General features: G+C 66.7%; 8 protein-coding genes. 4 read left to right on the forward strand and 4 right to left on the reverse strand.

The genetic code is table 11. From position 1 onward, the window contains the following. Positions 1–12: 12 nt before the first annotated feature. On the forward strand, positions 13–1,122 hold the full coding sequence (locus AC56KL_RS04175) for a metallophosphoesterase (RefSeq protein WP_497178871.1): 1,110 nt from the start codon (positions 13–15) through the stop codon (positions 1,120–1,122). A gap of 30 nt (positions 1,123–1,152) precedes the next feature. Here AC56KL_RS04175 and AC56KL_RS04180 read toward each other — a convergent pair whose 3' ends face one another. Continuing rightward, complete coding sequence (locus AC56KL_RS04180) at positions 1,153–3,435, reverse strand: DOMON domain-containing protein (protein ID WP_497178872.1); 2,283 nt, start codon at positions 3,433–3,435, stop codon at positions 1,153–1,155. Positions 3,436–3,572: 137 nt separating this feature from the next. Between AC56KL_RS04180 and arfB the strand changes: the two genes are divergently transcribed. Further along, on the forward strand, positions 3,573–3,968 hold the full coding sequence (gene arfB, locus AC56KL_RS04185; RefSeq protein ID WP_497178873.1) for an alternative ribosome rescue aminoacyl-tRNA hydrolase ArfB: 396 nt from the start codon (positions 3,573–3,575) through the stop codon (positions 3,966–3,968). 16 nt (positions 3,969–3,984) lie between these two features. On the opposite strand, the gene AC56KL_RS04190 is transcribed toward arfB, so the two are convergent. Both AC56KL_RS04190 and AC56KL_RS04195 read right to left on the reverse strand, forming a co-directional pair. Next, positions 3,985–4,233, reverse strand: coding sequence for a hypothetical protein (locus AC56KL_RS04190; protein WP_497178874.1), 249 nt, complete (start codon positions 4,231–4,233; stop codon positions 3,985–3,987). 130 nt (positions 4,234–4,363) lie between these two features. Beyond that, positions 4,364–4,792, reverse strand: coding sequence for a response regulator (locus AC56KL_RS04195; RefSeq protein ID WP_497178875.1), 429 nt, complete (start codon positions 4,790–4,792; stop codon positions 4,364–4,366). Positions 4,793–5,293: 501 nt separating this feature from the next. Here AC56KL_RS04195 and AC56KL_RS04200 point away from each other — a divergent pair. Then, positions 5,294–10,555, forward strand: coding sequence for a beta strand repeat-containing protein (locus tag AC56KL_RS04200; protein WP_497178876.1), 5,262 nt, complete (start codon positions 5,294–5,296; stop codon positions 10,553–10,555). A 52-nt stretch (positions 10,556–10,607) separates the two neighbouring features. Beyond that, positions 10,608–11,252, forward strand: a complete 645-nt coding sequence (locus tag AC56KL_RS04205; protein ID WP_497178877.1) for a PEP-CTERM sorting domain-containing protein — start codon at positions 10,608–10,610, stop codon at positions 11,250–11,252. 231 nt (positions 11,253–11,483) lie between these two features. On the opposite strand, the gene AC56KL_RS04210 is transcribed toward AC56KL_RS04205, so the two are convergent. Further along, positions 11,484–13,913, reverse strand: a complete 2,430-nt coding sequence (locus AC56KL_RS04210; protein WP_497178878.1) for a heavy metal translocating P-type ATPase — start codon at positions 13,911–13,913, stop codon at positions 11,484–11,486. Positions 13,914–13,946: the final 33 nt, after the last annotated feature.

A 13,946-nucleotide genomic window follows, 5' to 3' on the forward strand; every position in this document is an offset into this window, starting at 1 on the left:
ATCCATGCATCCATGTTTTCGATCGTCCTGAACATCATCGGCACCCTCTTCCACCTGTACGTCGCGGCGCGCCTGTACTCGCTCGACGCGGTGCGCAGCCGCATTCCGCGGCAGGCCTGGTGGATCGGCGCCCTGCTAATCTGGCTGCTGTATTTCGCCGGCGTGCGCGTCGGTGACGAGGCGCTCGACTGGCGCTGGTGGCCGGGACAGTTCGCGCTGACCTGGCTCGGGATCACCTTCGTGATGTCCCTGTGCCTGCTGGCGGCGGATATCGCGAGCGGCTTCGGATTCTGGTGGCGGGCCCACACGCAGAAGTTGCGCATGGCCGGCGCCGTCGCCGGGGTGCTGCTGGCCGGCTTCGCCCTGTTCCAGGGCATGCGCGCCCCCGTCATCGTGGAGCAGGAAGTGGTGATGCGCGAGTTGCCCAAGGCCCTGGACGGCACCGTCATCGTGGCGGTGAGCGACATCCACCTGGGCGCCCAGCGCCGCTCCGAATGGCTGGCGGCGCGGGTCGCCCAGATCAACGCCCTGCAGCCCGCCGCGGTGCTGCTGCTGGGCGACCAGGTCGAGGATAACCCGATCGGCGAGCCGCAGCTCGCGCCTACCCTGCGCGGCCTGCGCGCACCCTTGGGCGTGTGGGCGGTGACGGGCAACCACGAGTTCTACGGCGACGCCGAGACCACCGTGCGCGAGTTCCAGGAAGGCGGCGTGCGCTGGCTGCGCGACCGCCGGGTGGAGCTCGCCCCCGGCCTGGTGCTCGCCGGGATCGAGGACATCGGCAGCCGCATGCGCAAGGAAACGGCGTTCACCGACGGGTTGGCGCGCACCATTCCGGCGCCGACGAACACCGCCACCATCCTGATGTCGCACATCCCGGCCGCCGCCATCATCGAGGAGGCGCGCGCACGCGGCGTCGACCTGATGCTGTCCGGGCACACGCACGGCGGCCAGATCTGGCCCTTCAGCTACGCGGTGCAGCAGCGCTTCGCGAAATACGCGGGCGCCTACGAGGTCGGCGGCATGCTGCTGTACGTCACGCGCGGCGCCGGCAGCTGGGGGCCGCGCATGCGCCTGTGGCAGCCGGGCGAGATCATCAGGCTGACGCTGCGCGCTCCAGCATGAGCGCACTGGACGGGCGGGCCGGCAGCGCCCTTACATTTCCCACTGCAGCTTGAACGTCAGCGACTTGCTGCGCCGGTCCACCAGCGGCATCTTTTCATCCACATAGCCGGCTGATGCGGTGCGTCCGATGCGCCACTGGTAGCGGTACAGCAGCGAGCGGTGCACCTGGCGCTCGTTCCACGCTTCCAGCTGGGTGACGCCGTCGTCGCGGCGCGCGGCCCAGGTATTCTGGGCCAGCAGGCGCAGCGAATCGCGCGGGCTGAAGTGCAGGTGCGCGAGCCAGCGCCAGGCGTTGTCCGCAAAGGCCGGATGGCCGAGCGTGCCTTGCACCCAGGCCCGGTTGAAGTGGTGGTCCAGTTCCAGCGACCAGCCCCGCTGCAAGGGGAAGCGCAGGCCGAGGTCGAGCGTCACGTTGCCGCCCGGGCCGACCCGGTCGGCGTCGGCGTCGAGCTGGCGCCCGAGCGCCACTTCTCCCGCGATCTTCGACACCCAGGGCAGCGGCGTGCTCGAGAACCCGAAGTGCAGCGCGCGGGTACCGTGCAGCTTGCCCCCGGTGCGGGCGCGCTGGTGGTCGAAGCCGAGCAGGGTCCAGAATTCCGTCTGGCGGCCGGCCATCAGCCAGATGCCGGGGCGCAGTTCGCGCAGCACGGTTTCTCCGCCCGCCTGTCCATTGCCGTGGTCGCGCAGCGTCCTTACCTCTGCGCCCTGCAGCAGGAATTCGAACTCGTACAACTCCAGCCCCGCCACCGATTGCCCGCCCAGCTTGCGCGTCGTTTCCGCTTGCAGCTTGACGATCCCGGCCTGCGGCACGAAGCCGTTGTCGTTGACGAAGCCGGCGCCGATCGCTTCCAGCACCGCTTCGTTCCACCAGGCCTCCGAGCTGTGGGTGAACTTGCCGTGCAGGTAGTTGCCCGGCTGGCGGGTGCCCCGCACCGGCTGCAGGGCGCCGTCGAAACCGGCGTTCGTGCGCGAATGCATGGCGGTCACGATGGCCTGCCGTTCCGCCCCGTTCGCGGCCTTGCCGCGCCAGTGGGCGTCCAGCCCGATCACGTCGTTGGCGCCCCCGCCCTCCACCGCGCGCTGCGAAGCAAAGGCGCCGAGCAGCAGGCCGTCGCCATGCCAGCGGGTGCGCAGCAGACTGGCGCGGGTAGGACGCGGCTGGAGGTATTCGAGGGTCTCGTAGGGCCGGCCGCGCAGCACCAGCCCGCCCTCCTGGTCGCGCAGGCTCATCGCGGTGGCGTCGGCACCGGCCGCGCGCCAGGTGGCGCGCACGCCCCAGGACGGATTGCCCACCGTGCGCGAATAAAAGGCCGGCAGGGGCAGGCCCAGCACGTCGGCGCTTTCGAGGAAGAAGCCGCGCTTTTCCGGCAGGCTCAGGGCGATATTGCCGGCGCCCTGGGACACCGGCTGGTCCACCTCGACCTGCGAGTAGTCGGGATTGATGGTGGCGTTGAACACCCAGTCGGCGCGCGGGCGCGCATTGATCTCCAGGCCCAGGTCGGCCGCGTGCGCGCGCTGGCGCGCGGGGCCGTCGGCGGCGCGGCCGGCGCGCAGCGTGAGTTCGGGCCGCAGCTCGATGAAGCGGCGGTCGCGCACCGCCGCCACCGTCTCGCCCATGCCTTCGACCTCGCGCAGGAAGGACAGGTGGCTCAGCGCATCGGTGCGCAGCGGTGCGCTCACCAGGAGCGTGCCGTCGGCATGGGGAACGCTGCGCTCGACCAGCAGGCGCCAGTCCTTGCCGCCATGGTAGGGAAAGCGCAGGTTCGACAGCGGCCAGCGGACTTCCATGCTGTAGCCGTCGGGCAGGCGCGTGACGGCGGCTTCGACCGGGAAGTCCGGCCCCAGGTCGGATTCGTCGGCATCGACGCGGTGCAGGCCGTCGCTCACCACGCCGGCCAGGTTCACCCGGACGAACTGGGCGGCGCGCCCGTGACCCACCGGGTCGATCCAGATGCCGATGAAGTCCTGGTCGAGGTCGACCTTGTCGCGCCGGGCCAGCGCCCCGCGCATCTGCCCGGGGGCCGGGTCCCAGGCGCGGATGCCGAACACCAGCGCATCATCGTCGACCAGCAGCTGCACCGTGGTGCGCAGGCCGCTTGGTACCCCCTTGCCGTCGCGCGGCGCATGCTTGTGGAAGCCCGCGTAGGCCGGCGCGCCCTGCCAGGCCGGCTCGTCGAGGCGGCCGTCGATGGCGGGCGCGGGCGCACCCTTGATGCGCGCAGAGCGCAGGGCAGTGCTGTCGGCGGCGCCGGCATCGAGGGTCAAGGCGCCGCACAGCAGCAGGAGGGGCAGGCGAGACGGGATGAAAGACACGTTCGGTACAAGGTGGGAAAAGTCGAACCCGCGAGTGTAGCATGTGCTTTTGACAACGTGTGCTGTCATGCCGCGTGCTCGGGGCTGCCTTTACAATGCGGCACGGGGCCGCGGGGCGCCACAGCATGGAGCAGGCAATGGCAGTCATCGATCCGGCGGAAGTCGAATTCAGCGCGATCCGGGCGCAGGGGCCGGGCGGACAGAACGTCAACAAGGTGTCGTGCGCGGTGCATGCGCGCTTCGACGTGGCCGCCTCGTCGCTGCCGCCGGAGGTGAAGGAACGCCTGCTGGCGCTGCGCGACGCCCGCATCACGGGGGAAGGGGTGGTCGTCCTGAAGGCGCAGGGTTCGCGCAGCCTGGAGCAGAACAAGCTCGACGCGCTGCAGCGCCTGCAGGCGCTGGTCGACCGTGCCAGCGCCGTGCCGGTCGTGCGCCGCCCTACCCGGCCGACCCGCGGCTCGCAGCTGCGCCGGCTCGATGCCAAGGCGCGCAGCGGGCGGGTCAAGGCGCTGCGCGGCAAGGTCGGCGACTAGCGCCGCCCTCGGATATTCAGGGCGACGGCGGCTCCTGGAGCGGCTCCTGGGCCGCCGCGTGCGGCGCCGCCTTGCGGATCATGGTGGCCACGTTCTGCAGTTCGCGCACCACGCCGATGACGGTGGGCTCGAAGCGCTCGAACATGTACTGGGTGGCCGCCTCGGCCGTCAGGCCTTCGGGCGTCTCGTGCACCAGGCGCTTCATCGCCAGTTCGCGCACGTGGTAGGCAAAGATCAGCTCGCTGTAGTCCATCGTCGTGTCCATGTGTCGGGTAGTGGTCGGGATCGCGACGATACCATGCCGCCACCGGGTCCATGGCGCCGGCGCTATCCTGCTTGCGGTCGACAGCCGGAACGTCCCTCCACCAGGCATGGCGTCATCGCCCCGTATGGACTCAGGTGTGCAGGAGCTTGATGAGCTGGTCGATCCGGTAAGGCTTGGCGATGAAGAGCTGACTGAGGGCGCGCTGCTGGAACATGGACGGGGCCATGTAGCCGGAGGCCAGGATGATCTTGACCCTGGGATAGCGTCCAGCCACCTGCTCGGCCAGTTCGAGCCCGTTCATGCCGGGCATCATGACGTCCGAGATCAGGGCGTCAATGTCGGGATGGGCAGCCAGCAGGTCGAGGGCCGCGGCGCCGGAATAGGCAACCATGGCGTCCAGCCCATGAGCTGACAGCAACATCTCGGCGAGATCCGCCACGTCGGCTTCGTCGTCGACCACCAGTACCTTGCGTATGCCTCCCACCGGCGCCTCCGCGTCCTGCCAGTGTGCCTGGGCACTGCCGGACGATCGCTCCGGACGCCCGGTATCGGACAACATACGGCCGTTCATCGAGCCGAACACGCAACCTCCATGAAATTGTTAAATGCAATGCGCGCACGCAGTGCGATGCGCATGCCGCGAGTATGGCCCAATTCGAATGAGGGAAGCGCCCGCCTGGCCACATGCCTGCCCCAGCTCCGCTCTGGCATCGCTCCGCACCCCGCCGGCAGTATCACGGCCCCCAACGCATGTTACACGCCTTGCAACGATGCAAAAATAATATCAGTTCCGAAAACATCTTTCATTGGTGACAACCCCCCACGTTTGGGGGTATTTGCCGGATGCATATCCATGGGTAAATGTCGACTGGAAATCTCCAAGCGGGATTTCATAGGGATGCATGAGGAAGGGACGCGGCCGACTGGCCGCCAGCAGCATGCCGCGCAATGTACGCGGCATCGGCCCTCGACTGGCCCTGGCGCCGTCTTTACATGAAGTAAAGGCGACCCGGCACAGCTTGTTACATATCGCATCTATAACAAATACGGGAAAGCAAACATGGCAAATTTCGTTGGGACCCGCAAGACGGACCTGTTCAATGGCACTAACGGCGACGACCTGATCGACGGTGGCGGCGGTGTCGACACCCTGAGGGGGGGCGCCGGCAACGACCGCATCGTCTACCAGAACGACGCGACCCGCGGCAGCATCATCGACGGCGGCATCGGCGACGACACCCTCGTGGTGCGCCAGGCGGCCGGCATCGACCTGGCTGCGGCCGACCAGGACGCGCTGTTCAAGCCGAACACCATCACCGGCTTCGAGCACGTGGACGCCAGCGCCGCCGCCGCCAGCGTGAGGCTGTCGGGCAGCGACGGCGTCAACCGCCTGGCGGGCGGCGCGGCCGACGACGTGATCGCCGGCCGCGGCGGCGCCGACCTCCTGAGCGGCGGCGCCGGCGGCGACACCTTCGAATACGGCGCGGCCGGCGATTCGGCGAGCAGCGGCGCACGCGACACGATCCTCGACTTCGTGGCCGGCCAGGACCGGATCGACCTGAGCAAGCTGTCCGGTCCCAGCGGCCTGCACTGGAGCGGGACCCGCCCCAACGTCGACAGCGTCTGGTACGTGCACAGTGGCGCCAGCACCCTGGTGCATGCGGATATCAACGGCGACGGCGAGGCCGACCTGAGCATCGAACTGGCTGGCCTCCATGTCCTGACGCGCGAGGACTTCATTGGCGTCGGCCCGGCCGTGAACCACGCGCCGCTCGCGAATGCGGACGCCCAGGCCGTCGCGGAAGACGGCGCCGCCACCGTCGGCGGCAATGTGCTGGACAACGACAGCGACGCCGACGGCGACCCGCTGCAGGTGGCGGCTCCCGGCATCTACGAAGGCCAGTACGGCCGGCTGGTGATCGCCGCCGACGGCAGCTACACCTATACCGTGGCGCACGGCGCCGCGGCGGTCCAGGCCCTGGCCGCAGGGGAGAGGGTGCAGGACAGCTTCGGCTACCGCGCCACCGACGGCGAGCTGGGCGCCGACGCCACCCTCACCATCACCATTACCGGCACCAATGATGCACCCGTCGTGAGCGGCGCGGTCGCCGTGACGGCCGACGAGAACAGCGCGGCCCTGGTGCTGGACGCGCTGGCCAATGCCGGCGACGCCGACCATGGCGCCGTGCTGTCGGTCGTGGACGTGCCATCCAGCCTGCCGGCCGGCGTCAGCTACGACGCGGCGACCGCCACCTTCAGGCTCGATCCGTCCGGCGCGGCCTACCAGTCGCTGGCCGCGGGCCAGAGCACGACCGTCACCGTCGACTACGGCGTGTCGGACGGCGCGGCCACCACTGCCGCCTCGGCCAGCTGGACCATCACCGGCGTCAACGATGCACCGGTCCATCGCCTCAGCCTGGCCGACCAGGACGTGATGGCGCGCGCCGCCTTCAGCTACGCGCTGCCGGCCGCCGCCTTCACCGACATCGATGCCGGCACGGTCCTGAGCTACAGCGCCACCCTCGAAGACGGTTCGCCGCTGCCGGCCTGGATCTCGCTCGATCCCGCCACCGGCGCCCTGAGCGGCACCACGCCGGACGTGGGCGACATCGCGCCCTTCTCGATCCGCCTGACCGCCAGCGATGGAAACGGCGGCAGCGCCAGTGACGTCTTCGTGCTGCGCGTGATCGGCGCCATCATGGGGACGGACGGCGACGACAGCCTGAGCGGCGGCTCGACCGACGACCGCATTGTCGGCCTGGGCGGCAAGGACACCTTGTCCGGCGCGGCCGGCGCGGACACGCTCGAAGGCGGCGCAGGCGACGACACGCTCCATGGCGGCGCCGGCGACGATACCCTGCTTGGTGGCGACGACAACGACACGCTGAACGACAGTGAAGGCACCAACAGCTACAGCGGGGGGAACGGCAACGATACGATCAAGGTCGGCAACGCGGGCACCAACGCCACCACGCAGACCCTGATCGACGGCGGCGCCGACAACGACACCATCGAGATCCTGGGCCGCCAGGCTGCGCAGACGGTCATCACCGGCACCGGCAGCGACAAGGTTCGGATGAGCTCGCCGACCAGCGGCAGCGCCGTCGTCACGGTGGCGGATTTCACCACCGGCGCGGGCGGCGACGTGCTCGACGTCGCCGGCCTGCTGTCCGGGTCGACCGGCTGGAATGCCGGGATCGATCCGTTCCAGGGCGGCTTCCTGCGCCTGCAGCAGAACGGCGCCGACACCGAACTGCAGTGGGACAAGGATGGCAGCGGCGGCGCCGGCAGCTGGGCCACGGTCATGCTGCTCAAGGACACGGTGGCCACCGCCTTCAGCATCGACAACATCACGCCGGCCTACAACCCCGATGGCAGCGGCATCGGCAACGTGATCAACGGCGACGGCGGGGACAACACGCTGAATGGCAGCGCCAGCAGGGACCGGATCAACGGCCTGGACGGCAAGGACACCCTCAGCGGCCTGGCCGGCGACGACCAGCTGTATGGCGGTGCGGGCGACGACACCCTGAGCGGCGGCATCGGCGAGGACAAGCTCTACGGCGAGGCCGACAACGACAGCCTGCATGGCGGCGATAACAACGACCTCCTCGAGGGCGGCGACGGCAACGACACGCTGGACGGTGGCGAAGGCAACGATACGCTGGACGGCGGCAGCGGCAACGACACGCTGGAAGACGGTCTCGGCAACAACCAGCTCAAGGGCGGCGACGGCGAAGATACCATCAAGATCTACAATGCCAGCTTCAGCCAGCTTGCCGACGGAGGCGCCGACAGGGACATCTTCGACATTTCCTATGTCAACGTCGACCACACCATCACGACCGGCCTTGGCAGCGACCTGATCAAGCTGGGCGTCATGGAGCGCAGCGGCGTCATCAGGATCACCGACTTCACGGCCGGCGCCGGCGGCGACGTGGTCAACATCGACAGCCTGGTCCATGGCCTGGCGGGCAAGGATCCCTTCTCCAGCGGCTACCTGCGCCTGCTGCAGAACGGCGCCAGCGTCGAACTGCAGTGGGACAGCAGCGGCCCCGGGGACGGCGCCGCCTGGAGGACCCTGATCGAGTTCCAGAACACCTCGTCCTCCAGCTTCACGTCCTACAATTTCACGCCTGCTTACGACCCGCAAGGCAACGGCCTCGGCAACGTGATCAATGGCGACGATGGCAACAACACCCTGGCCGGAACGGTCAACAACGACACCATCAACGGCCTGGGCGGGCACGATACCATCAACGGTGGCGGAGGCAAGGACACGCTGAACGGCGGCGATGGCAACGACAGGCTGAACGGCGAGATCGGCGACGATGTCCTGAATGGCGGCGCCGGCAACGACACGCTGAACGACGGTATCGGCAACAACATTCTCAACGGCGACAGTGGCGAGGACAGCTTCGATCTCTACAATGTCCAGTTCAGCCAGGTGATGGATGGGGGCGCCGACAAGGACACTTTCAACATCTCCTACAACAACGTCGGCCACACCATCACGACCGGCGCCGGCAGCGACCTGGTCAAGCTGGTCGCGATGGATCGGGGCGGCGTCGTCACGATCACCGACTTCACGGTCGGCGCGGGCGGCGACGTGGTCGACATCGGCGGCGTGATCAGCACGGCGGGCGCGCCGCTGAATACCGACCCGTTCAGGACCGGCTTCCTGCGCGTGGTGCAGAACGGTGCGCATGCCGAGCTGCAGTACGACGTGAAGGGTCCCGCCGACGGCGTTCTCTGGAAAACCGTGGTCGTGTTCCAGAACGTGCAGGCCGAAACCCTTACCTACAATAACTTTGTGCCCGCCTATAACCCGAACGGCAGCGGGGCCGGCATCACAATCGATGGCACGGCAGCCAGGGACACCCTGGCCGGTACGCTGAACGACGACATCATCAACGGGCTGGGCGAGAATGACACGCTCAAGGGCAGCGAGGGCAAGGACACGCTCAATGGCGGCGACGGCAACGATACGCTCGATGGCGAACGCGGCGACGACGTGCTCAATGGCGGCGCCGGCAACGATACGCTGGACGACAACATCGGCAGCAACCAGCTCAACGGCGGCGACGGCGACGACAGCTTCCGGATCTACAATTCCAGCTCCAGCCAGGTGGCCGATGGCGGCGCGGACAGGGATACCTTCGAGATCTCCTATAACAACGTCGGCCACACCATCACGACCGGCGCCGGCCGCGACCTGATCAAGATGACCTCGATGGATCGGGGCGGCGTCATCACGGTCACCGATTTCACGGTCGGCGCCGGCGGCGACGTGGTGGACATCGCCGGCGTGATGAGCATGGCGGGTGCGCCGGCGAATACCGATCCGTTCAAGACCGGATTCCTTCGGGTGGTGCAAAACGGTGCGAACAGCGAACTGCAGTTCGACCTGAAGGGCGCCGCCGACGGCGTCGTCTGGAAAACCCTGGTCGTGTTCCAGAACGTGCAAGCCAGCAGCCTTACCTACGAGAACTTCACGCCCGGCTACAATCCGAACGGCAGCGGCGTGGGCATCACGCTCGACGGCAGCGCCGCCAGGGATACCCTGGCCGGCACGCTGAACGACGATGTCATCAACGGCCTGGGCGAAAACGACACGCTCAGGGGCAGCGAGGGCAACGACACGCTCAACGGCGGCGAGGGCAACGACACGCTGGAAGGCGATCTCGGCAACGACGTCCTCAACGGCGACGAAGGCAACGACACGCTGGATGGCAAGACCGGCAACGACGTGCTCAACGGCGGCGGCGGCAACGACACCTTGAGCGACAACCTCGGCAACAACGAGTTCTACGGCGGCGCCGGCGACGACAGCTTCAGCGTCAACGTCAGCTTCGCCAACCTCAGCCAGCTGCTCGATGGCGGCGCCGACAAGGACACCTTCAATTTCAGTTTCCGGACCGCCAGCCATACCGTCACCACCGGCACCGGCAGCGACACCATCAACCTGAACAACCCGGGCAGCGGCAGCGGCGTCGTCACGGTGACCGACTTCACGGCGGGCGCCGGCGGCGACATCCTGAGCATCACCGGCCTGGTGTCGGCGTCGACGGGTCTGGCGGGCAAGGATCCCTTCGCCAACGGCTACCTGCGCCTGCTGCAGAACGGCGCCGACGTCGCACTGCAATGGGACAAGGACGGCGCCGCCATGAACGGCTCGGTGTGGGACACCGTCGTCGTCTTCCGGAACACGCTGGCAAGCGACTACACGAGCGCCAACTTCGGCAGCGCCTTTACTCCGGTCACCGCCCAAGCGGCGCTGGTCGGGCTGGCGCATCCGGTGGACCATGACGGCGTGTTCTAAGACCACCTGATTACTCGAATTAATAAACTAAGAGGAAAAAATGAAGAAAATCTTGTTGCTGGTTATGGCACTGCTGGCCTCGCAGGCCAACGCGGGCATCATCTCGGCGGACTTCGTCACCCGCGCCGACAACCGCTACGTGGCCGATCTCCCCGAAGCACCCGACTATCCCTACGCACGCCAGCTGAGCGCGCTGGGCCAGTCGGTGGGCGCTGGCGTGGAACTGGGAGCGGGTGCGGTCGAGGACAGCCCGGTCGCGTGGGAAGAAGGCGTGCCCAATGGCCTGGTCTACCTCGACTTCGATCCGACCACCATGCGCCTGAGCTTGTCGTCACAGGGCGCCGGGGATTTCGACATCTTTACGGCAAGGCTCAGCAATATCCTGTTCGACGGCATGGAACGGATCACCGGCCTGAGCCTGGTGTCGAACAGTTTGGCCGAGAATCCGCTCAGCGAGGACCACACCGTGATCATGCCGACCTGGTCGTTCACCGACAACGGCCTGGAGATCAGCTATAGCGCCGACCTGGATGCCGGCGAGTTCTTCTACCTGATGACAGGTGGCGAAGCGGTGTTCCAGCTGCTGACCGATGCCTCCGAACCCGGCGGCGATGTGCCGGAACCGGCCAGCCTCGGCCTGCTGGGCCTGGGCCTGGCCGGACTGGCCGGTGCGCGCCGCCGCATCGTACGCCGCTGATCCGCTGACACCGCCGCCCTTCGGGTGCGGCGGCATCCCGTAGCAATCCACAGCCCCGCAGGCGCCAGCCGCGGGGCTGTTTCTTTCCTGGGCTTGCGGTTCAGCCGATCGGGCCGTGCAAACACCATCGCGGCCCGGCGTCCGCGCCGACGCTGCGCTCGCGGTAGATCCAGTACAAGGTATGGTCCTGTCCTTCGGCAATGAAGTAATCGTGTAAGCACACGACCGCGACTATTTAGTTCCAGCATGTACGCCCCTTAACCGCAGCGCATTAACGATGACGGAAACCGAGCTCAGGCTCATCGCAAGGGCTGCAATCATCGGTGACAGCAATTGACCTGTGAAGGGGTATAGTGCCCCAGCTGCCAGCGGAATGCCCATTGCGTTATAAATGAAGGCAAATCCGAGGTTTTGACGCATATTCCGCACGGTCTCAAGCGAGAGCTGCCGTGACCTGGCGATCGCGCGCAGGTCGCCTTTGATCAGGGTGACGTGCGCTGAGTTGATGGCAACATCGGTTCCTGTCCCCATGGCGACGCCTACATCAGCCTTTGCCAGGGCCGGCGCATCGTTGATCCCATCTCCGGCCATGGCAACGACATGGCCTTCTTTCTGCAGCCGCTCGACCAATGCCAGCTTGTCTTGTGGCTTGACTTCGCCGTGCACGTCTTCGATTCCAAGGCGAGCCGCCACCGCTTTGGCAGTAGTCACCCCGTCGCCCGTCGCCATGACAACCCTGATGCCAGCGTCTCGCAGCGCCGCAAGCGCTTCCGGGGTCGTCTCTTTTACCGGGTCCGAGACCGCCACCAGACCCATCAGGCGCCCATCCCGCGCCAGGTACATCACGCTGGCTCCCACCTGGCGCAACTCCTCGGCAGTGAGCTGCATCGGTTTCCAGTCGATCCCTTCGCTCTCCATCAGCGCAGTATTTCCAAGGGCAAGCTGTTGACCTTGCACGGTACCGCGTACGCCGATCCCGCTGGACGATTCGAACGTCTCGGGCTTGTCGAGCTTGAGTTCGCGCTTCCTGGCCTCGGCCACAATGGCGTGTGCAAGAGGATGTTCGCTGCCTTGATCCAGACTTGCTGCAAGACGAAGCACCTCCTCGTCCTGGAACCCAAGCGCAGCGACCACCCGATCGAACGCCGGCTTCCCTTCAGTAAGGGTGCCGGTCTTGTCGACAATAAGGGTGTCGACCTTTCGCATGGCCTCGATCGCCGCGGCATCGCGAAACAGTACACCCTGGGTCGCAGCGCGGCCCGTGGCTGCCATGATCGACATTGGCGTGGCCAGGCCCAGCGCACACGGACAGGCGATGATCAGCACCGCCACTGCATTGACGAAGCCATATACCCAGCTCGGCTCCGGCCCAAAGAATCCCCAGCCAAGGAGCGTCACCAAAGCAACCAGGACAACCACCGAAACAAAATATCCGGCTACTACGTCGGCCAGTCGCTGCATCGGTGCACGGGAACGCTGCGCGCTTGCGACCATCTGCACAATCTGCGACAGCATCGTCTGCGAACCCACGCGTTCGGATTTGATGATGAGACTGCCGCTGGCGTTGATTGTTGCGCCAATAACTTTGTCGCCGGCGCGCTTCGTTACGGGCAACGGCTCGCCAGTAAGCATGCTTTCGTCAATCGCGCTCTCACCTTCGAGGACAGTCCCGTCAACCGGGACTTTCTCGCCGGGGCGAATGCGCAGCTGGTCGCCAACGTGAACATGCGACAGCTCCACGTCTTCCTCGCTGCCGTCGGCGCGGATGCGGCGGGCGGTCTTGGGCGCCAGGCCGAGCAAAGACTTGATCGCAGCCGATGTCCGCGAACGGGCACGCAGCTCCAGGATCTGCCCCAGCAGCGTCAGCGAGATGATCACGGCCGCAGCTTCATAGTAGACACCGATGCGTCCATGCATTTCGAAGCTCGCAGGGAACAGGCCCGGCGCGACCGTGGCGACGACGCTGTATCCGTAGGCGGCGGCCACGCCGATACTGATCAGGGTCCACATATTGGGGCTGCGGTTGCGGATCGACTGCGTACCGCGCACGAAGAATGGCCAGCCTGCCCACAACACGACCGGCGTGCTGAGTGCCAGTTCGATCCAGCTCTGGTAAGCCAGCCCGCCGCTGAATATCCGGTGCCCCACCATGGCCAGGACGGTGACAATCAGGGTCAGCGGAAGGGTCCACCAGAATCGGCGGCGGAAGTCTGTCAGCTCCGGATTCTCATCCTCTTCCAGCGTAGGCATCATCGGTTCGAGGGACATTCCGCAGATCGGACAGGTCCCCGGACCAGGCTGCTGGATCTCCGGGTGCATCGGGCAGGTGTAGATGGTGCCGGCCGGTGCAGCTGGCGGCGCGCTCTCCGTCTCCTTTGCCAAATAGGCGGATGGTGTGGCCCGGAATTTGTCCATGCACTTGACGCTGCAGAAATGGTAAACAGTCCTGTCATGCTCAATTCTTCGGCCGGGCTTGTCCGCGACCTTCATTCCGCAGACGGGATCGGTGAACGGTTTGTCAGCCGCCGCAGTCACGTCGCCAGAGCGCGACTCAATGTCGGTTCCGTGCTTCCCTGCCCCATCGCGAGCTGCGAAGCGATCGTGATCGCCATGCCCGTTTCCTTGCTTGTGACCTGAATGCGCGTGTGCGTCGTGCTTCATGCTGACTCCCTTGAAAAATGCGTGCTCGTCTGA

The organism is Telluria sp. ZB4P34 (assembly GCF_059686055.1).